Annotated in this window: 18 protein-coding genes; 8 read left to right on the top strand and 10 right to left on the bottom strand. The window is 71.1% G+C overall.

Annotation, left to right across the window (positions count from 1 at the left end; translation table 11 throughout):
* Nucleotides 1-4: 4 nt before the first annotated feature.
* The gene (locus tag AB0L95_RS00075; protein ID WP_365154503.1) at nucleotides 5-1,159 is read right to left on the bottom strand and encodes a Gfo/Idh/MocA family oxidoreductase; all 1,155 of its coding nucleotides are present in this window, start codon (nucleotides 1,157-1,159) and stop codon (nucleotides 5-7) included.
* A 109-nt stretch (nucleotides 1,160-1,268) separates the two neighbouring features.
* Here AB0L95_RS00075 and AB0L95_RS00080 point away from each other — a divergent pair, with 109 nt between their 5' ends.
* Nucleotides 1,269-2,282: a LacI family DNA-binding transcriptional regulator gene (locus AB0L95_RS00080; RefSeq protein WP_365154505.1), complete on the top strand. Its 1,014-nt coding sequence runs from the start codon at nucleotides 1,269-1,271 to the stop codon at nucleotides 2,280-2,282.
* Between the two features lie 27 nt (nucleotides 2,283-2,309).
* On the opposite strand, the gene AB0L95_RS00085 is transcribed toward AB0L95_RS00080, so the two are convergent.
* The 6 genes from AB0L95_RS00085 to AB0L95_RS00110 all read right to left on the bottom strand — a co-directional run bounded on the left by AB0L95_RS00085 (nucleotide 2,310) and on the right by AB0L95_RS00110 (nucleotide 10,733).
* Nucleotides 2,310-3,035, bottom strand: coding sequence for a class I SAM-dependent methyltransferase (locus tag AB0L95_RS00085; RefSeq protein WP_365154508.1), 726 nt, complete (start codon nucleotides 3,033-3,035; stop codon nucleotides 2,310-2,312).
* A gap of 128 nt (nucleotides 3,036-3,163) precedes the next feature.
* The gene (locus AB0L95_RS00090) at nucleotides 3,164-5,650 is read right to left on the bottom strand and encodes a SpoIIE family protein phosphatase (RefSeq protein ID WP_365154511.1); all 2,487 of its coding nucleotides are present in this window, start codon (nucleotides 5,648-5,650) and stop codon (nucleotides 3,164-3,166) included.
* 172 nt (nucleotides 5,651-5,822) lie between these two features.
* Entirely contained in the window at nucleotides 5,823-8,222 is a 2,400-nt protein-coding gene (locus AB0L95_RS00095; RefSeq protein WP_365154514.1) for an MFS transporter, read from the bottom strand.
* Between the two features lie 379 nt (nucleotides 8,223-8,601).
* The gene (locus tag AB0L95_RS00100; protein ID WP_365154516.1) at nucleotides 8,602-9,045 is read right to left on the bottom strand and encodes an SRPBCC family protein; all 444 of its coding nucleotides are present in this window, start codon (nucleotides 9,043-9,045) and stop codon (nucleotides 8,602-8,604) included.
* Between the two features lie 44 nt (nucleotides 9,046-9,089).
* Nucleotides 9,090-10,034: an alpha/beta fold hydrolase gene (locus tag AB0L95_RS00105; protein WP_365154519.1), complete on the bottom strand. Its 945-nt coding sequence runs from the start codon at nucleotides 10,032-10,034 to the stop codon at nucleotides 9,090-9,092.
* 189 nt (nucleotides 10,035-10,223) lie between these two features.
* A complete protein-coding gene (locus AB0L95_RS00110) occupies nucleotides 10,224-10,733 on the bottom strand; it encodes an IclR family transcriptional regulator C-terminal domain-containing protein (protein ID WP_365154522.1) in 510 nt (169 codons plus the stop codon).
* A gap of 91 nt (nucleotides 10,734-10,824) precedes the next feature.
* Between AB0L95_RS00110 and AB0L95_RS00115 the strand changes: the two genes are divergently transcribed.
* Together AB0L95_RS00115 and AB0L95_RS00120 are read left to right on the top strand one after the other, a co-directional pair.
* Complete coding sequence (locus AB0L95_RS00115) at nucleotides 10,825-11,703, top strand: alpha/beta hydrolase (RefSeq protein WP_365154525.1); 879 nt, start codon at nucleotides 10,825-10,827, stop codon at nucleotides 11,701-11,703.
* A 26-nt stretch (nucleotides 11,704-11,729) separates the two neighbouring features.
* Nucleotides 11,730-11,972, top strand: a complete 243-nt coding sequence (locus AB0L95_RS00120; RefSeq protein WP_365154527.1) for a hypothetical protein — start codon at nucleotides 11,730-11,732, stop codon at nucleotides 11,970-11,972.
* Between the two features lie 94 nt (nucleotides 11,973-12,066).
* Here AB0L95_RS00120 and AB0L95_RS00125 read toward each other — a convergent pair whose 3' ends face one another.
* Nucleotides 12,067-13,077, bottom strand: a complete 1,011-nt coding sequence (locus AB0L95_RS00125) for an NAD(P)H-dependent glycerol-3-phosphate dehydrogenase (protein ID WP_365154530.1) — start codon at nucleotides 13,075-13,077, stop codon at nucleotides 12,067-12,069.
* 250 nt (nucleotides 13,078-13,327) lie between these two features.
* On the opposite strand from AB0L95_RS00125, the gene AB0L95_RS00130 reads away from it, so the two are divergent.
* The gene (locus AB0L95_RS00130; RefSeq protein WP_311693463.1) at nucleotides 13,328-13,714 is read left to right on the top strand and encodes a VOC family protein; all 387 of its coding nucleotides are present in this window, start codon (nucleotides 13,328-13,330) and stop codon (nucleotides 13,712-13,714) included.
* A gap of 187 nt (nucleotides 13,715-13,901) precedes the next feature.
* Here AB0L95_RS00130 and AB0L95_RS00135 read toward each other — a convergent pair whose 3' ends face one another.
* Nucleotides 13,902-14,600, bottom strand: coding sequence for a tectonin domain-containing protein (locus AB0L95_RS00135; RefSeq protein ID WP_365154533.1), 699 nt, complete (start codon nucleotides 14,598-14,600; stop codon nucleotides 13,902-13,904).
* 472 nt (nucleotides 14,601-15,072) lie between these two features.
* Here AB0L95_RS00135 and AB0L95_RS00140 point away from each other — a divergent pair, with 472 nt between their 5' ends.
* The 4 genes from AB0L95_RS00140 (at nucleotide 15,073) to AB0L95_RS00155 (ending at nucleotide 18,982) form a co-directional block, all read left to right on the top strand.
* Entirely contained in the window at nucleotides 15,073-16,143 is a 1,071-nt protein-coding gene (locus AB0L95_RS00140; protein WP_365154536.1) for an Rv2578c family radical SAM protein, read from the top strand.
* Nucleotides 16,144-16,288: 145 nt separating this feature from the next.
* A complete protein-coding gene (locus AB0L95_RS00145; protein WP_365154539.1) occupies nucleotides 16,289-17,866 on the top strand; it encodes an alpha/beta hydrolase in 1,578 nt (525 codons plus the stop codon).
* A 55-nt stretch (nucleotides 17,867-17,921) separates the two neighbouring features.
* Nucleotides 17,922-18,320 carry a RidA family protein gene (locus tag AB0L95_RS00150; protein ID WP_365154542.1) on the top strand — a complete coding sequence of 133 codons (399 nt, stop codon included), beginning with the start codon at nucleotides 17,922-17,924 and terminating at the stop codon, nucleotides 18,318-18,320.
* Between the two features lie 128 nt (nucleotides 18,321-18,448).
* Nucleotides 18,449-18,982: a GNAT family N-acetyltransferase gene (locus AB0L95_RS00155; protein ID WP_365154545.1), complete on the top strand. Its 534-nt coding sequence runs from the start codon at nucleotides 18,449-18,451 to the stop codon at nucleotides 18,980-18,982.
* 3 nt (nucleotides 18,983-18,985) lie between these two features.
* Here AB0L95_RS00155 and AB0L95_RS00160 read toward each other — a convergent pair whose 3' ends face one another.
* The gene (locus tag AB0L95_RS00160; RefSeq protein WP_365154548.1) at nucleotides 18,986-19,561 is read right to left on the bottom strand and encodes an adenylosuccinate lyase; all 576 of its coding nucleotides are present in this window, start codon (nucleotides 19,559-19,561) and stop codon (nucleotides 18,986-18,988) included.
* Nucleotides 19,562-19,793: the final 232 nt, after the last annotated feature.

A 19,793-nucleotide genomic window follows, 5' to 3' on the forward strand; every position in this document is an offset into this window, starting at 1 on the left:
CGGATCAGACCAACTCCACCCAGGTGCCCTGACGCGCGGAGCGGCTCATGGCGTCCAGGGCGGCGGCGCTGCGCACGGCGTCGTCGAGGGTGGGGCCGTACGCCGTGCCCGCCGCGACCGAGCGCAGAAAGTGGTACGCCTCGATGACCTTCAGGTCGTCGTAGCCCATGGCGTTGGCGGCTCCCGGCTGGAAGGCGGCGTACTCGCCGTGGCCCGGGCCGACGTAGAGGGTGCTGACGGGCTGGTCCTGGTAGGCCGTGCCGCGGCTGACGCCGAGTTCGCCCATGCGCCGGAAGTCCCAGAAGACCGCGCCCTCGGTGCCGTGCACCTCGAAGCCGTAGCTGTTCTGCTCGCCGACGGCGACCCGGCTCGCCTCCAGGACGCCACGGGCACCGGAGGCGAAGCGCAGCAGGCAGTTGACGTAGTCCTCGTTCTCCACCGGACCCGGCTCGCCGCCCGTCGCGCGCGTGTGGCCCGCGGTGGCGCCGGCGGGGCGGGCCCGTTCGGGGATGAAGACGGCGGTGTCGGCGGCCAGCGACGCGATCTCGCCCAGCAGGAAGCGGGCCAGGTCCACGCCGTGCGAGGCGAGGTCGCCGAGGACTCCGCTGCCGCCCCGCGCACGCTCGTACCGCCAGGTCAGCGCGGACTCGGGGTGGGCGGCGTAGTCGCTGAAGAGGCGGATGCGCACATGGGTGACGGTGCCGATGCCGCCGGAAGCGATCAGCTCGCGGGCGGCCTCGACGGCCGGTGCGTTGCGGTAGTTGAAGCCGACCGTGCCCTGGACGCCGGCCTTGGCGACGGCGTCCGCGACCACGCGGGCGTCCTCGACGCCGAGCCCGACCGGCTTCTCGATCCAGATGTGCTTGCCGGCCTCGGCCATGGCGACGCCGATCTCCCGGTGCAGGAAGTTCGGCGCGGCGATGCTCACCGCCTGGACACGGGGGTCGGCGGCGATCTGCCGCCAGTCGCGCACCGCGGCGGCGAAGCCGTACCGCTCGGCAGCCTCCTCGGCGCGGCCCGGCACCTCGTCGGCCACGGCGATCAGTTCGGGCCGCAGGGACGGTTGCGGGAAGTGGTGCGGCAGACGGATGTACGCCTGGGTGTGCACCCGTCCCATCCAGCCGAACCCCACGACGGCGACACCGAGCGTCCTCACCATGACTGCCCTTCTTTGGACCGGTCCAGAGCCTGCTCGGCCCACACTGCGGCTCGTTCCGGCAGTTGTCAATCCTTTGACAAGGGTCTGAGCCGTGTGGAACGGTCCAGACATGAGACCGCCGACGATCCGCGATGTGGCCGAACGGGCCGGAGTGTCGAAATCGCTGGTCTCCCTGGTGCTGCGCGGCTCCGACCAGGTGCGCCCCGAGAAGCGGCAGGCCGTGCTGGCGGCCGTGGAGGAGCTGGGCTACCGGCCCAACGCCGCCGCGCGCAGCCTCAGCGAGCGGCGCACCCGCACGGTGGGGGTGCTGCTGAACGACCTGCGCAACCCCTGGTTCGTGGAGCTGCTCGACGGTCTCAACTCCCGGCTGCACGACGCCGGGCTGCGCATGCTGATGGCCGACGGCCGGCTCGGCCGGCGCCTCGGCGAGGACCTCCCCCGTACGTTCACGGACCTCGGGGTCGACGGCCTGATCGCCGTGGGCACCCTGCCCCCGTCCGAGGCGCTGAGGACGGCGGCGGCGCGGATTCCCACCGTGGTCGCGGGGGCCCGGGAGCCCGAGCTGCCCGCGGTGGACATCGTCGCGGGCGACGACGAACACGGCGCCCGGCTCGCCACCGAGCACCTCGTCGGCCTCGGCCACCGCCGTATCGCGCACATCGCCGGGCCGGGGGTGGTAGGGGAACTGCGCCGACGCGGCTTCGAGACGGTCATGCGCGCACACGGCCTGGCGGACACGGCGGTGGTGGAGCAGGGCGACCTCACGGAGGAGGGCGGCTACCGGGCCGCGGTCCGTGTTCTGGCGGCCCGCGAACGCCCCACCGCCGTCTTCGCGTTCAACGACATGGCGTGTGTCGGCGCCCTCTCGGCGGCCGAACAGCTCGGCCTCCAGGTGCCGCGCGACCTGTCCGTCGTCGGCTACGACAACACCTATGTCTCCCGTCTACGGCACCTGTGGCTCACCACGGTGGACAACGGAAGCCACGACGTCGGCCGCCGCGCCGCCCAATGCCTCCTCGACCGTCTCGCCGAGCCCGCCCGCCCCGCCGAACTGGTGCTCACCACACCCTCGTTGGAGGTACGGGGGACGACGGCCGCACCGGAGGATGCGGCGTGGCCCTGATTCGCCACCTGGGGACTACGTGACCCGTCAGACCGTCCGGCCCGCCACGATCCACTTCGACGGCAGCTCGATGCGTGTGCCGTCCGCCAGGTGCTCGGTGGTGACCAGGGGCAGTTCGCCGCTCGCCAGCACCGTCAGGCCCGCGGCGCGCAGATATTCCGACACCGCGGCATCGGCCACCGCACCGGGCGCGACGCCGTGCCCGAAGACGGGGGCGAGTTTGGCGGGCGGCCCCTCGGGCGCCTGCGCCAGGCCTTTCAGTACGATTCCGGCCGCCTCGGCGAGTTCGACGAGGAAGACCCGGCCGTGCTCCCCCACCAGCGTCGCGATGCCGTCGACGAGCGGCTGCCGGTCGTCGGGCTCGCACTGGTGGAGCACGCCCCGCATATAGACGTTGGCGTCGCCGAGTTCGGCGTGCAGCGTCGCGGTCTCGCTCTTCTCGGCCGCGTCCAGCACACGGTATCCGGCTGTCCCCGCGGGATCGGCGCGGCGGGCGTGGTCGACGGCCGAGGCCGCCAGGTCCACGCCGACGACATGTGGGAAGCGGCCGGCCAGGAAGCGCGTCTGGGTGCCGTTCCCGCAGCCGAGGTCCAGAAGGGGCAGCCCCGGCTCCGTCAGCAGCGGTGCGAACAGGGGGAGATGGACGGCCGCGGTCAGCGCCGGTTCCGCGTCCCAGAGGACGGCCCCCGGGTCATCGGGGGCCTCGCTCCAGAAGCCCTCCCAGGCCCGTCGGTATCGACTCGTCACGCTCATGCCCAACTCCCCGGGGTGCGACCGCTGCCCGCCGGAGGTGACGGGCGAGATCGGTCTACCGCGCCCGGCGCGGGGCGACAAGCGCCGGGCGCGTTCCTGCGTAAGTCACATGACAGCCAGGCCTGTGTTCAGCGACGAGGCGCGCGCGGCAGCGTCAGTTCGAACCACGTCGTCTTGCCCGCGCTCGTACGGCTGGTCCCCCACTCGCGGGCCAGCGTGCTGACCACACGCAGTCCGCGCCCGAACTCGTCGCCGGGGCCCGCGTGAAGCAGCGTGGGCAGGTTGTGGTCGTCGTCGTCCACCTCGCACAACAGAGTGTCGCCGCGCACCAGACGCAGTTCCACCCGGCGGCCGTGCGCATGTCGTACGGCGTTGGTGACCAGCTCGCTGACCATCAGCTCCGCGTTGTACGCGAGCGAGCCGAGCCCCCACTCATGGAGCTGTTCCCGGACCACCGTGCGGGCCCGGCCGACCTCGACCGGCTCGGGCGCGAGCCGCCACATCGCGACGTCCTCGGGCTCGATGCCGTTCAACCGGGCCATCAGCAGCGCCACATCGTCCTTGCGGCCGCCGCGGGTGTTGAGGGCGTGGATGATCGTGTCGCAGGCGTCGTCCATCGAGGCGGCTGGGTGCGCGGCGGACTCGCACAGGGTCGCGAGGCCGACACCGATGTCCTCGCCGCGCATCTCGACCAGGCCGTCTGTGCACATCACCAGGCGGTCGCCGGGCGCCACCGGCACCCGTACGGACTCGAACGGCACCCCGCCGACGCCGATGGGTGCGCCGGTGGGCAGGTCGAGCAGCTCGCTGCGCCCGTCGTCGGCACGCACGATCACCGGGGGGATGTGACCGGCGTTGGCGAGGTGCAGCTCGCTCGCGATCGGGTCGTAGACGGCATACAGACAGGTCGCGAGATAGCTGTCGCCGAGCCGCTGGGCAAGGTCGTCCAGGTTGCGCAGCAGCTGGGTGGGCGGCAGGTCGAGGGCGGCCATGGTCTGCACCGCCGTGCGCAACTGACCCATCATCGCGGCGGAGTTGAGCCCATGGCCCATGACATCGCCGACGACCAGGGCGGTGCGCGCGCCGGGCAGCTTCACGGAGTCGAACCAGTCGCCGCCGATCCGTCCGCGCAGGGTGCCGGGCAGATAGCGGGTGGCGATGTCGCAGCCCGCCGTGCGGGGCGCGATGTGCGGCAGCATGCTGTCCTGGAGCGTCTCCGCGACATTCTCCTGGTACGTGTACATGCGGGCGTTGTCCAGCACGAGGGCGGCCCGGGCGGCGAGTTCGGCGCCGGTGACCCGGTCCATGTCGTTGAACTCGACGCGCTCCGGGTGGCGCAGCAGGATCATGAAGCCCAGCACCACGTTGCGCGCCTTCAGGGGCACGACCAGCATGGACCGGTGGTTGATCAGGGGCCGGATGTCGCGCTTGTCGAACTGCGCGGCGACCGCGTGCCCCATCTCCTCGCTGATACGCGGTACGAGGACGGGCTCGCCGCTGGTCATGCACTGGAAGAACGGTGTGAACGCGGGGAACGGCATGGCCTCGCCGACCGGTACGACATCGTCCCAGCGGCCCGGCTCGTCGGTGTGCTCGACGGCGACACGGTGCCACATGGTGGTGGTGTCGGGCACGCCGTCGGGGAACCCCTCGCCGGCGACGACCTGTTCGCGCAGATAGGTGCCGGCGACGTCCGTGAAGCGGGGCACGACGGCCTTGCTGACCTCGATGATCGTCCGGGACAGGTCGAGCGAGGTGCCGATCTTGCCGCTGACCTCGTTGAGGAACTCCAGGCGCTCGCGCACCGCGACGTACTCGAGGTCCTCGCCCTCGTCCTGGAGGTCGTCCTGCATCGGCTCGCCGACCGCGGCGGCCCGCGCCGCCCGTTCCCGGCGCGCCTTGCGCTCGGCGCGCCGGGCCACACCCCAGTCGGGGGTGACGGGCACGCGATCGTTCTGACTGAACTCCAGGATGGGATAGCCCAGTTCGAGGATCTGCGCGACGATGCGGGCGCTCTCACCGACGCTCATGCTGGGCAGGATCTCGGGCAGTCGCCGGGCGAGTTCCTCGGCGCCGGGAAAGTCCGTGTGCAGGGCGAAGCCGGGCGCGATGCGCTCGGTCACCGCGCCGTCGTCCGCCTGACGCAGGGCGATCGCGTCGGCCGCCAGCACCAGCAGCCGTTCGGGGCCGGGGCCCACCAGGGGGTAGGCCCACCACAGCACATCGACTCTTCCCCGCCGTTCGGCCGAGGGGAGCCGTGCCCCGCCCCGCTCGCGGTCCGGCGCGGTGAGGCGGGCTCGTCCCGCGGCCGGGTAGGACAGCCGCCCGTCGAGCGAGGACTCCAGCCCGGGGCCGAGTCCGTCGTCCATCGCGTAGGCCCCGTAGGGCGCGGTCTCGTCGTCCTCGGGCAGGGCACCGGAGACCGGCAGCAGATCGACCGCGGACCTGCCGATCGCGTCCTCGCGGGAGGTGCCGAACAGTATCCGGGCGCCCCGGCTCCAGTGTGAGACCAGCCCGTCGCGATCGACCACGACCACGGCGAGGGGGATACGGCCGGCCGCGCCGTCCTCGGCCGGGTGGCCGGGAAGCATGCGCGTCTCGGTGCCACGGTCCATGACCCAGGCCCTCTCTCCCCGCGTCCAAGATCTGTGCGCACCACCACGGTACGGCGACGCCCGGTGACCGTGTGGGGTATTGCGCGAATTGACCGCGGGGCGCCTCCGGCGCTCAAGGAAGCGCACTGGGCGGGGAGTTGATGCGGCTGCGCCGGGTGGGCGCGGGGTCCCCTCAGTCCTCGTGGCCCAGCTGAAGGTCGCGTTCCGTCCGGCCGCCCCCGGCGACCTGCAGCACGGTGGCCACCGGCGGGTATCCCGCGGCGATCACGGTGTACTCCCCGGACGACAGATCGACGAACCGGAACGTTCCGTCGGCGCCCGTCGTCAGTGTGTCGACGACATTGCCCGCCGCATCGAGGAGCGTGACCCGGGCGTCCTCGACCGGCCGTCCGCCGCCCGCGCGCACGGTGCCGCGCAGCACCGCACCGCCCGCGAGTTCGACGTCCTGCCGGGTCTCCCGGGAGGCCTGTACAGTGACGGGCAGCGCGGCCGGGCGGAACGCGGGCGCACTGGCCGCCAGGGTGTACTCCCCGGCCACCAACTCCGTGATGACATAGCCGCCTTCACGCCCGCTTCGGGTGCTCGCGACCACCTCCCCGTGCACATTGGTGAGCGTGACGGACGCTTCGCGCACCGGCGTGCCGTCGGCCGTCAGCACACAGCCCGCCAGCCGGCCGGCGCCGCCGAGCACGACGTCCAGTTCGACGGGGCGCTCCCCCACGGTGACCGAGACCGCCTGCGGCTGGTGGCCGCCGGCCGCGGCGATCAGGACGTAGGACCCGGATCCCGGCGTGGACAGCGCGTACCGCCCGTCCTCGCCGCTCGCACCGCGCCCGATCTGCTGTCCCGCGACATCGATGAGGGTGAGCGCCGCACGCGGCACGACGGTGCCGTCGGCGTGCTGGACCGTGCCGCAGACGGGCACTCCCGCGGCGTACGGCGAACGGGCCGGCGGAACCTGGGTGGCGGGCGGGGACTCGGCGGGGGCGTTGTGGGACACCAGCGGTTTCTCCTTGAGGAAGAAGGCGATGAGCAGGCCGAGGACGAGCACCGGCACGAAATAGAGGAAGACCCTCGGCATGGCGTCGGCGTACGCCTCGATGTACGTGTCGCGCAGTACGGGCGGCAGCGCGTGGACGAGCTGCGGGGTGATGGACTCGGGGTCGGGCAGTCGGGTGCCGAGGTGCGGCGGGAGGCGTTGTTCCAGCGCGTCGGCGAGGCGGTTCGCGAACAGGGTGCCGAAGACGGCCGCCCCCACGCTTCCGCCGATCTGCCGGAAGTAGTTGTTGGCGCTGGTCGCGGTGCCGAGGTCGGCGGGGCGCACCGAGTTCTGCACGGCGAGCACCAGCACCGGCATCACCATGCCGATGCCTGCTCCGAGGACCGCCATCCAGATGCTGTACTGCCACCGGGGTGTGCCCACGTCGAGCCGGGACAGCAGCCACATGCCGACGGCCGCCACGGCGGTGCCGAGCACGGGGAACACCTTGTACCGGCCGGTGTGGCTGACGAGTTGGCCCCCGATGACGGAGGCACCGACGATCCCGGCCATCATCGGCAGCATCAGCAGCCCGGACTCCGTGGCGCTCGCCCCGTCGACCATCTGGAGGAAGGTGGGCAGATAGCTGGCGGCGCCGAACAGTGCCACCCCGACCACCAGGCCCACCAGGGCGCTGATGTTGAAGATGGAATCGCGGAAGAGCCGCAGCGGGATGAGGGGTTCGCCGGCGAAGCGCTCGGCGACCAGGAAGAGGGCGACGGCGACGACCGCTCCCGCGCCGAGTCCCAGGATGACGTGGGAGCCCCACGCGTACTCGGTGCCGCCCCAACTGGTCAGCAGCACCAGGCAGGTGGAGGCGGCGGCTAGCAGCAGGGTGCCGGGCACGTCGAGCCGGCGGCCCTTCGCCGCGGGCTTCGGCAGTTTCAGCACCACGGTGACCACGGCCAGGGTGACCAGGCCGAAGGGCACGTTGATGTAGAAGCACCAGCGCCAGGAGAGATGGTCGGTGAAGTAGCCGCCCAGCAGCGGCCCGGCGACGGAGGCGAGGCCGAAGACGGCGCCGATCAGGCCCATGTACCGGCCGCGTTCCCGGGGCGGGACGATATCGGCGATGATCGCCTGCACGCCGATCATGAGCCCGCCGGCCCCGACGCCCTGGACGGCGCGGAAGGCGATCAGCTGGTCCATGGTCCCGGCCCGGCCCGCGAGTGCGGATCCGAGGACGAACACGGCGATCGCGAACTGGAACACGCCCTTGCGGCCGAACAGGTCCCCGCACTTGCCGTAGACCGGCAGTCCCACGGTGGAGGTCAGCAGATAGGCCGTGATGGCCCAAGACATCCGGTCCAGGCCGTGCAGTTCGCCGACGATCTTCGGGAGCGCGGTGGCCACGATCATCTGGTCGAGGGCCGCGAGCAGCAACGCGAGCATCAGCCCGACGAAGACGAGGCGCACCCGGCGGGGGCCGAGCCCCACGGGGCGTTCGGCAGCGGCGGGCTCCTGAAGCGCGTCCAGGAGCTCGGGCGGCAGGGCCCGCTCGCTGTCCACGTCCATCACCGTCGTCCCGCCCACGTATCCGCTCCCCTCGTCGCCGCTGCGCCGCCCATTTCTCGCATTGCGCGACAACTGGTTCAAGCGCGGCGAGTTGCCGCGGAACGGAGCGGTCCGGAGGTATCCGCCGGTCGGAGCCCTACGGCGTACAGGCACGCCGTGCGGAAAACCACTCGAAACGGTGAGCGTGAGATTCAGCCGGACGACTGACGGAGTGCGCTCCGGGGGCTGGGAATCGGGGTTTGGCGCCCCGGAGCGCACAAGGGGTCACGACGAAGCAGACGGCTTACGCCGGTCGCGTACGACGCTGCTTCACGCCGGGGTCACGGCGCCACCGGCGTCACGGGCGTCACGCACCACCGGCATCACGGGGCCACCCCGCGTCAGGCTGCCGCCTGGGTCACTTCTCCACCTCGGCGGCCAGCTTCGCGAGTTCCGCGTCGTAGATCCGGGCGAGGCCCTTGGGTGCGAAGGTCTTCTCGAAGAAGCCGCCGATGCCGCCGGCGCCCTTCCAGGTGGTGGTCACGACGACCCGGGACCTGCCCTCTCCGGCCGGGGTGACCCGCCAGGTGGTCACCATGGAGGAGTTGCGGTCCTTCTCGACCAGTTCGCCGTCGGTCGGCTCGCTGACCTCGAGCAGGCAGTCACGGACGCGCTTGCTGGTGGCCTGGAGCTTCCAGTGCACGAGGGTGCCCTCGCCGTCGCCGCCCTCGCGCACCTCGTACTCGCTGAACTGCTCGGGCAGCAGCCTCGCGCGGGCGCCGCTGTAGTCGGCGAGGGTGTCGAACACCGTCTCCGCGTCCGCCGCGATGATCCGCTCCGTCGAGGCCTCGACCTGCGCCATGACCATCCTCTTCCTGTACGTCTGATGGGGTGTCCGCCATCCCATCACACCCCGGGCACGGCGACGGACGGGGACGCCGGTACCGGGCGGTCGGTCGCGCCCGGACGGCCACGCCGGGCCCGGAGCGCCGCGAGACACTCCTCGAAGAAGCCCAGGGCGCGCAGATGGTACGAGCGCGCCGTCCAGCCCAGGCTGATGTTGTGGCCGGCGTCCGGCTGGTGCTCGATCCGGAGCGCGGGGGCCTCGGTCAGCCGGGCGGTGATCTCCGCGACGTCCTGCTCCCCGTGCAGCCACCATGCCTCGTGCTCGGCGAAGGTCATGCGCACCGGGACCCGGACGCGGGCCGCGATGTCGTCGAAGATCCCCGGCCAGCGGGCGACTTCGTCCGCCTCACGTACCGGCATGGGGGCCACCAGAGCGCCGAGCGAGCGGAAGGTGTCCGGCGGATACAGCCGCAGCGGACCCCAGTTGCGACCCCAGGAGGAGCGGCTGAGGACCCGGGGCAGCTCGGCCGGTTCGATGTCGTAGCGGTAGCCGCAGCCCGACACGTCGACGGCGAGCGGCCGGGCGGTGTGAGCGGCGGTGAGGAGGGCGAGTTTGCCGCCGTAGGAGTGGGCGAGCAGAAAGAACCCCGCGCCCGTGGCGTACTGCTGTGCGAACCCGTCCATGACGGCGTCCAGCACCTCGGCCTGCTCGACCAGGGTCTGCCCGGCGGGCAGCTGCTCGGCGGACAGTCCGTAGCCGGGCCGGTCGAGGGCGAGCACGGTGAAGCCTAGGCGGGCGCCGAGTGACAGCAGGGACAGGTCGGGGTGGGCCTGTCCGTCGAAGTAGCCGGCCGTCATGCCGCCGCCGTGCACGGCGATCACGGTGGCCCGCGGCTGTCCGTCCGGCGGTTCGGCGAGCAGACAGGACAGGGTGACGCCCGCGGCGTCCAGGGTGAGGGGGCGCACGCCCGGGGACAGGGGCTGCGACGGTTTCGACGTCTCCACCCGTCCGTCATGCCACAGATCCCGGCAGGGGCGACGGTGGACGCGCCGACCTCGCCCCAGCGCACTCACCCCTCTTGGCGGCCGCCGAGGAAAAAGCGCAGGTCAGAGACGATGCACTCAAAAAATCAAACACATGACTGAATCCCACCTGATCGAATCCACCACCCGACCGCCCGACCGCCCGCTCACTCACCGGATGGACGCGGTGATCTCCCGGGCCGCCTCCAGCAGCAAGGGGGCCAGCTCGTCGACACGCGAAGGGGGAAGCCGGTCGTTGATCGCCGAGATGGTGATGGCCATGTACGGGTCCGCGGTCCTGGAAGGAATCGGCGCGGCCATTCCCGAGACGCCCCGCATCACGGTGTCCCTGTCGAAGAGGTAGCCACGCTCATGCACCTGGGCGATCGCCCGGCGTACGGCGGCGACGGTGTCCTGGAGATCCGGCAGCTCCGCGGCCCTCATCGTGCGCCACAGCCGCTCGTTCGCCAGCAACCGGGCCTCGACCGCTTCCGGTTCGTGCCAGGAGAGCAGGGCGATACCGGCGAAGGTGGCGCCCAAGGGGACCGTCTCGCCCACTTCCACGACCACCGCCCTGATGGGGTAGGAGCCGTCGGCACGCGTCAGATAGTGCACACCGTCGAGCCGCCGCATGGCGACGTAGACCGTGTCACCGGTCCGGTCGGCCAGGCGACGGGCCACCTTCTCGATACCGGCGAAGTCATTGATCGGTGAGGGGGCGCCCAGCCCCAGCAGATAGGGACTTATCCGGGAACGGGCGCAAGGAGCAGACGTGAGCAGGGGCGAACTGGCCGACGGGGTCGTCGAAGGAGCCGTCACTGTCGACGGGGTCGAGGTGCACTACTTCGACTCCGTCGCGGACCACTCCGCGACCGGGGACAGCTGCCGTAGTCCGATCGTGCTCGTGCACGGGACCGGCGGGAGCACCAAGGCGCACTACGGGTATCTGTTTCCGCTGCTGGCCGGCCGGCAGCGCGTCGTGGCCCTCGACTTCGCCCGGCCGGTCCTGACCCAAGCCCCACTGACGCTGGAGCAACTGGAACAGCAGGTCGTCGCGGTCATCGAGGCGGTGCTCCCCGACCGCCCGGTCACCCTCGTCGGGTACTCACTGGGTGCCGTCGTCGCGGCCGCGGTCGCCGCCCGCCACCCCGAGTCGGTGCGGAACCTCATACTCGTCGCCGGCTGGATGAAGACCGACGCGCAGCAGGAACTCCGCAACCAGGCGTGGCAGCGGCCGCGCGAGGAACGCTCCGCGGCCCTCGGCAAGTACACGGCCTTCTGCGCCTTCTCACGGCCGTTCCTGGGGGCCGCCCAGGCTCTCGGGGAGTTCACCCCCGTTCTCACGGCCTTCCGTCCGGACGGCTTCACCGACCTTCAGATGGAGCTGAACCGCACGATCGACATCTCCGACCTCGTTCCCTCCATCGCGGCCACGACCCTGGTCATCGGCTGCACCCACGACCAGATGGTGCCGAAGTGGCACAGCAAGGCGCTGTTCGGCTCGATCCCGGACGCCCGCTACACCGAGATCGAGTCGGGGCACGCCGTGGTCATGGAGCGTCCCGCCCAACTCGTCCAGGTCCTCAGCCAGTTCATCGAGGCAGCGTCGCGGCACGCCGCCGGCGACGTCATCGCCACCGCCCGCCCGTAACCCCCCAGCACAGACGGAGAATTCACATGAACCGCACCACCGCAGCGCAGCGTCCCGGCACCGCCGACGTGTCCCCCACGGACGTCGACGTCGTCATCATCGGCACCCGCTTCGCCGGTATCGGAATGGGCGCCCAGCTCAAGCGTCACGGCCGGGAGTGCGGCGGCCTTGCCCGCGGTCACCGCCGTCAACGACGGATCCATGGCTCCCCCCGGCAGCCCCGAAATTCCAGCGTTCCGTTCCCGTCTCCGAACCCGCGGCAACAGTGACCAGCGACGGTCCGGACAGCCATAGCGTCACGCTGCAAGGGGGCCCCATCGGTGCACCACCGGCCGGGACGACCCGCCCCGGCGGACGACGGGATCAGCGCTCGGGCCTGGGGGGCCGCTGCATCAGGGCAGCCGCGGCCTGGTCGAGGGTGATCTTCTCGTGCAGCAGGGCCGCGACAACTGCCGTGATCGGCATCTCGACGTCGTGGGCGTCGGCCAGGGAAAGGAGACCCTCGGCGGAGGTGACGCCCTCGGTGGTCTGCCGGGTGGCGGCCGTCGCCTGCTCGACGCTCAGCCCCCGGCCGAGGTGGGCACCGAAGGTGCGGTTGCGGGAGAGCGGGGAGGAGCAGGTGGTGACCAGGTCTCCCAGACCGGCCAGTCCGGCGAGGGTGCCCGGGTGGGCGCCCATGGCGACAGCCAGCCGGGTGGTCTCCGCCAGCCCGCGGGTGATCAGCATCGCGATGGCGTTGTAGCCCAGGCCCATGCCCGAGGCGATGCCGACCGCGATCGCGATGACGTTCTTCACCGCTCCGCCGAGCTCGCAGCCGGTCACGTCGGTGCTCGTGTAGGGCCGGAAGTACGACGTGTGGCAGGCCTGCTGGACGCGGCGGGCGGCGTCCTCGTCGGGGCACGCGACGGTGGCGGCGGCGGGCCGCCCGGCCATGATCTCGCACGCCAGGTTCGGGCCCGAGAGCACCGCGACCCGCTCCGCACCGACACCGGTGACCCCGGTGATGATCTGGCTGGCCCGCAGCCACGTGCCCCGCTCGATGCCTTTCATCAGCGTCACGATCACTGTGTGAGGCTCGATGTACGGGGTCCACACACCGAGGCCGGCCCGCAGGGACTGCGCGGGGACGGACAGCACGAGGATGTCCGCGCCCGCCATGGCGGCGGCCGGATCGGTCGTCGCGGTGACGGTGGAGGGCAGCTCGACCTCCGGGAAGTAACCGGGGTTGCGGTGCTCGGCGTTGATGCCGTCGGCGATCTCGGCCCGGCGGGCGTGCACGACGACGTCGGTGCCGGCGTCGGCGAGAATCTTGCCGACGGCGGTGCCCCAGGACCCGGCCGAGAGGACCGCCGCGCGGGCGGAACGGTGGGGCACGTCAGGAACCTCTCCACGAACGCGGGCCGCGCGCCGGGGCGGCAGGGGACGCCCATCCTATGGGCCGCGAGCGGGCGGGGCGGGTAGGTCGAGAGGCGCCCTTGGTCCTCCGTCCGGGTGTCGGCCTCGGTATCGGCCACGGCCTCGGTCGCTGGGCGGAGCGGAACGGGACCAGAGACCGATGGCGCCGGGCCGGGCGGTTGCTAGCGTGGACAGTGGTTCTGCCACACAGGGGGATGGAGGCCGACCGATGGCAGTCGAACTCAACCACACGATCGTCGCCGCGCACGACAAGCAGGCGTCCGCACGGTTCCTCGCGGATCTGCTGGGTCTGGAGGTGGCACCGGAGTACGGTCCGTTCGTCCCGGTGCAGATGCCGAACGGGGTGACGCTGGACTACATGGACACGGACGAGTCGATCACCCCGCAGCACTATGCGTTCCTCGTCTCCGAGGACGACTTCGACACGATATTCACCCGTGTCCGCCAGGCGGGCCTGACCTACTGGGCCGACCCGCACCACCACCACCCCGGCGAGATCAACCACAACGACGGCGGCCGCGGTGCGTACTTCGACGACCCGAACGGACACAACCTGGAAATCCTGACCAGGCCCTACGGCAGCGGAGAGGACTGACACGACGGAGCGGCTCCGGGAGCCTCCCGCGGCGACTTGCCGGAACGGGACAGGCGCCCCTCGGCGAGCGCGGCAACGGAGCGCAGTCGCCGCCGAAGGCCGGCCGTGCGGGTCGTCGGCCGACACAGTGCGCCGCCGTGCCGCGTGAAGCGTTCGGGCGGCGCACTGAGCCGTGAGACGGGGCGGGTCAGCCCGGCAGGTCGCCGGTGTAGCGGTAGATGTTGCCTGCCGAGTTGACACCCCACACGGTGCCGTCCACGCCCGCGCCGACATCCGTGAGAGCACCCGGGATCTGCACCCAGGGACTCGCGTCGTTATTGGTGTAGCGGTAGATGTTCCCGCCTGCGTTCGCTCCCCACACCGAGGTGCGGGAGCCCGCCGCGATCGCCTTCAGCGCGCCGTTGATCTGCTTCCAGTGGCCGCTGTCCTGGTCACCGGTGTAGCGGTAGATGGTGCCTGCCGAGTTGACACCCCACACGGTGCCGTCCGCAGCCGCGCCGACATCCGTGAGAGCACCCGGGATCTGCACCCAGGGACTCGCGTCGTTATTGGTGTAGCGATAGATGTTGCCGGCCGAATTGACACCCCACACATTGGTCCTGGATCCCGCCGAGATCCGCACCAACGCCCCGCTGATCTGCTTCCAGTGGCCGCTGTCCTGGTCACCGGTGTAGCGGTAGATGGTGCCTGCCGAGTTGACACCCCACACGGTGCCGTCCGCAGCCGCGCCGACATCCGTGAGAGCACCCGGGATCTGCACCCAGGGACTCGCGTCGTTATTGGTGTAGCGATAGATGTTGCCGGCCGAATTGACACCCCACACATTGGTCCTGGATCCCGCCGAGATCCGCACCAACGCCCCGCTGATCTGCTTCCAGTCGGCCATTCCGCCGACTCCTTCCGCTTGGGAACGCTGCACGGAGATGGTCTCCCAGCGGAACGATTCGCCTTGTAAGCGTATTTACAGCATGATCATGATTTTTGTCTGATAAGCCGCGTTTGCGAGATGCGTCGTCTGCTATGACGGGGCCGGTACCGCCCGCCGAGCCCTTCAGGGTGACGTGAACTTAGGTCACCCCTGCGGGTTATGCACGGTGAACCTGTTGACGCTGCCGCGCCGCGCACGGTTTCGGCCTCTCCGCCCGCCCCCTCCGCCCCTCCGCGATGCCGCAGATCGCGCCACGGGGGACGATGGACGCGCCGACCCGGCCATCACACGGTCACCCGGTCCGGGGCGCCCGGAGACGAACAGCAGGTCAGAGCCGACGAACCAGAGAATCGAACCTCCGATCGACTCCCCCTCGCGATCATAGGAACGTGTGTTCTATTCTGTGGTCAGTGCTACCGAGGAGGTGCCCATGCGCTGGGACCATCTGGCCGAGAACCCCACCCCGCCCCGTGACGCCGCGCTGTTCGACGCGGACACGGTGACGACTCGCACCTTCGACAGCCCGGACTTCCGCGGTATCACCTTCCACGAGGTCCGGGCCCGCTCGATCGTGAACCGGGTGCCGGGCGCCTCACGTATGCCGTTCGAGTGGACGGTCAACCCTTATCGAGGGTGTACGCACGCGTGCGTGTACTGCTTCGCACGCAAGACGCACAGCTATCTGGACCTCGACACGGGACTCGGCTTCGACTCCCAGATCGTGGTGAAGGTCAACGCCCCGGAGTTGCTGCGCACCCACCTCGGCTCGCGCCGCTGGCACGGCGAGCACATCGCGATGGGCACCAACGTCGACTGCTACCAGCGCGCCGAGGGCCGCTACCGGCTGATGCCGGGCATCATCTCGGCCCTGCGCGACCACGCGAACCCGTTCTCCATCCTCACCAAGGGCACCCTGATCCTGCGCGACCTCGACCTGCTCAAGCAGGCGTCGGAGGTCACCGACGTCGGTATCTCCGTCTCCGTCGGCTTCGTGGACCAGGAGCTGTGGCGCACCGTCGAACCGGGCACCCCGGCGCCGGAGCGTCGTCTGGACGTGGTGCGCACCCTGAGCGAGCACGGCATCGGCTGCGGTGTGCTGATGGCCCCGGTGATTCCGTTCCTCGGCGACCACCCGGCCCAACTGCGCGCCACGGTAAGGGCGATCGCCGCCTCCGGAGCCACCTCGGTGACCCCGCTGGTGCTGCATCTGCGCCCGGGCGCCCGCGAGTGGTTCATGGCCTGGCTGCAGCAGCGGCACCCCTGGCTCGTACGCCGTTACGAGCGGCTGTACGCGGAGGGCGCGTACGCCCCGAAGTGGTATCAGCGCCGGATCACCCGTCAGGTGCACGAACTGGCACGGGAGTACGGCATCGGGCCCACTCCCCCGGGGATGCCGCGCAGGATCCGGCGGCCCGAGCCCGCGGTGTCCGCCCCTGCCAGGGCCGCGGCCGCGGTGACCGAACCGGTCGTCACCGAGCCCACCCAGCTCTCCCTCCTGTGACCGCGTGGCAGGGCATCCGAGGGCTTCCGGCTACCCGATTGGGTCAAGTGCCGTCAGAACACGCTCTTTCGGGCGGCCCTTTCCGGGACCATGCGGCGAGGACCTGACAGCCGTGGTCCACCCCCTCCGTCCTGGGAGGACTGAAATGAGAAAAGGCGCAGCCGTGCTCTGCGGTGCCGCCGTCATGGTCGCCGGGATGCTCACCGCGGTCCCGGCCGACGCGACCCCGCCGCGCCCCGCGGACACCGTGCAAGCGGCCGAACTCTCCTGGAAGAACTGCGCCACCGCCACGCATCCGACGCTCCAGTGCGCGTCCGTGACGGTGCCGCTCGACTACGCCAATCCCCGCGGACGGCAGATCACGGTGGCGCTGTCGCGCGTCCCGCACACCGCGAAGACATCTCAGGGGCCGCTGCTGGTCAACCCGGGCGGGCCCGGCGGCAGCGGTCTGAAGCTCGCCGGATTCGTCGCGTCCGCGCTGCCCAAGGCGGTGGCGGCGCAGTACGACGTCATCGGCTTCGACCCACGGGGCGTGGGCAAGAGCGAGCCGGCCCTGAACTGCCGCCCCGGCCACTTCGACCCGGTGCGCCCGGACTCGGTACCCAGCACGCACGCGCTGGAGCTGGCCAATCTCAACCGGGCGACGTCCTTCGCCCGGGACTGCGCCCTGAAGTACGCGAGCGTGCTGCCCTACATCAACACGATCAGCGCCGCCCGGGACCTGGACACGATCCGGCAGGCGCTCGGGGCCGACAAGGTGAGCTACTTCGGCTACTCCTACGGCACCTACCTGGGCGCCGTCTACGCGAAGCTGTTCCCGCAGCGGGTGCGCCATCTGGTGCTCGACTCGATCGTCGACCCCACGGGCGTGTGGTACGACGACAACATCCAGCAGGACTACGCGTTCAACGACCGCCATCAGGCGTTCCTGGCCTGGGTCGCCCGGCACGACACCACCTACCGGCTCGGCACCGACCCGGCCGTGGTCGAGGCCAAGTGGTACGCGATGCGGGCGGCGCTGGCCAAGAGCCCCGCACAGAACACGGTGGGCGCCTCCGAACTGGAGGACACCTATATGCCGGGCGGCTACTACAACGGCTACTGGCCGCGCCTGGCCGCCGCGTTCGCGGCCTATGTGAACGACGGGAACTCCGGGCCGCTGGTCGACGCCTACCGCGCCCTGGGCGCGGTCACCGCCTCGGGCGACAACGGCTACAGCATCTACGCCGCGGTGCAGTGCCGTGACACCTACTGGCCACGCGACTGGGCGCAGTGGCGCAAGGACAGCTGGGCGGTGTACGACAAGGCGCCGTTCATGACCTGGAACAACACCTGGTACAACGCGCCGTGCGCCTTCTGGCCGACGACCGCGCTACGGCCGGTGAACGTGGCCAATGACGCACTGCCGCCGACGCTGCTGTTCCAGGCGACCAACGACGCCGCCACCCCGTACCACGGCGGTGTGACGGTCCATCATCTGCTGCGCGGCTCCAGCCTGGTGGTGGAGGAGGGCGGCGGCAATCACGGCATCTCGCTGAGCGGGAACGCCTGCCTCGACAAGTACCTCGCGGCATATCTCACCGACGGCACGGTGCCGCGCGGCGACGGCGGGATCGACGCGGTGTGTCCGAAGCTGCCCGACCCCGAACCGACGACCGCCAAGGCGGCCGGTGCCTCCGAACGCGGCTCCGCGCTGCACGGCCTGCTCGGCTTCCGCGGCTGAGCAAACCGCCCGGCCCGTCGGGGGCGCTGTCAGACCTGTGGTCCACCATGGACCCATGAGTGAGCTGACCCGAATCCCCGCCCCCGACGGGGTCGCCCCCGCCGCCGCGTACACGCATGTCGTCATGGGCACCGGACGCTTCGTCGCGGTCTCCGGCCAGCTCGCGCTGGACGAGGACGGAAAGCTCGTCGGCGAGGGGGATCCGGCGGCACAGGCCCGGCAGGTCTTCGAGAATCTGCGCCGCTGTCTGGCCGCTGCCGGGGCCACGTTCGACGACGTGGTCAAACTGACCTACTTCGTCACGGACATGGCGTATCTGCCGGCGGTCCGCGCGGCCCGCGTCGCGCACATACCCGAGGACCGTCTGCCCGCCTCGTCGGCGGTGCAGGTGGCGGCGCTGGTGGGCCCCGACTTCCTGATGGAGATCGAGGCGTTCGCGGTGCTGCCGGAATAACCCATGCCTCCGCCGGAACAGTCCATGGCTCTGAGCGGACAGCCCACAGCCCTGCTGGAACGGCCCGCCCGTTCCCCTGCCGGGACATCCCGTCGCCCGGCGCGGCCGTGTCCGTCTACGGTTGCGTCATGGACGGTCGGCTGCGCATCCGCGACATGACGTTCGCCGACTGCCGGCGCGTGAGCGAGATCCGTGTCGGCGGCTGGCGGACCGCCTACCGGGGGCTGGTCCTCCAGTCGTATCTCGACACACTCGACGTGGACGCCGACGCCGAACAGCGCCGCGCCCGTCTCGCACAGGGGGCCGGCCGGGCGGTGGACCTGGTGGCCGAGCGGGGCGGCGAGACGGTCGGGTGGGCCGCGCACGGACCGTACCGGGAGGGCGAGATCCGCACCGGAGACGCCGAGTTGTACGCGCTCTACGTGGCCCCCGGCCTGCTCGGGAGCGGCATCGGGCGGGCCCTGCTCACGGAGGCGGCCCACAGGTGCACGGCGGCCGGACGCCCCCTGATGTATCTGTGGGTGCTCAAGGACAACGCCCGCGCACGGCACTTCTACGAGCGGGCCGGATTCCGTGCCGACGGCGCCGAGGAGGCGTTCGAGGTGCACGGGGTGGCCGTGCGCGAGGTGCGGTACGCGGCCGCCTTGCCGCTGCCGGGCTGAGGTTCAGGGCTGCGCTGGGATGCGGGCGAGCGCGTGCACCGCGGCCTGGGCGAGCGCCGGATGGGCGAGCGCCTCGTTCAGCACGCGTATGGCCCGGGCATCGCCCAACTCGCCGAGCCCCTCCACACACTCAAGCGCCACCTTCCGGTACGGATCGTGCGGTCGCAGTCTGCGCTGAAGGGTGGTGATCAGGGCGGGCACGGACTCGGGGGCGCGCAGCGCGACGAGCAGGCGTACGGGGTGGAGCGCGTAGGCCACGCGGAGTTCGTTGGTGGCGAGGGCGGCCGCCGCGCGGGCGGTGCGCGGATCGCCGAGCCGGGCCAGGGCGTGAGCGGCCGAGGCACACCGCTGGGGCTCACGGTGGTTGAGCAGAAGAACGAGCGTCTCGAACGCCCTCCGGTCCCCCGCGACACCCAGCCGGAAGGCCGCCAGCTCCCGGGCCCACAGCGGCTGTCCGGGCTCGGTCAGCACCGCGGCCAGCTCGTCGACCCCGTCCGTGGCGACGAGCCGTCCGTAACCGGGCGAGGAGCCGGCCTCGGCCCGTAAACGCTCCGTGAGCGATCGCAACGCTTCGTCCATGGCCCCGAGAGTAGGGGCGCCGACCGAACCTCGGGACCTACATCACAAAGTCGAGGGGTGGCGCGCTCGTTACCCACGGGTTAAGCTCAATCGAGCGAGTTACCCACTCGCGGCCTGTGGCGGTTTGGTGACGCAGCCACCGCAGGAGGCACCTCCCACGCCGTCAGGCAGGGGAGGGCAGTCGGTTCGGTACATCGCGTACCGCAGTACGACCTGGCTCCGGGACAGAGCC

The sequence above is a fragment of the Streptomyces sp. NPDC052036 genome, assembly GCF_040680495.1.
In the GTDB taxonomy this organism is placed as follows: domain Bacteria; phylum Actinomycetota; class Actinomycetes; order Streptomycetales; family Streptomycetaceae; genus Streptomyces.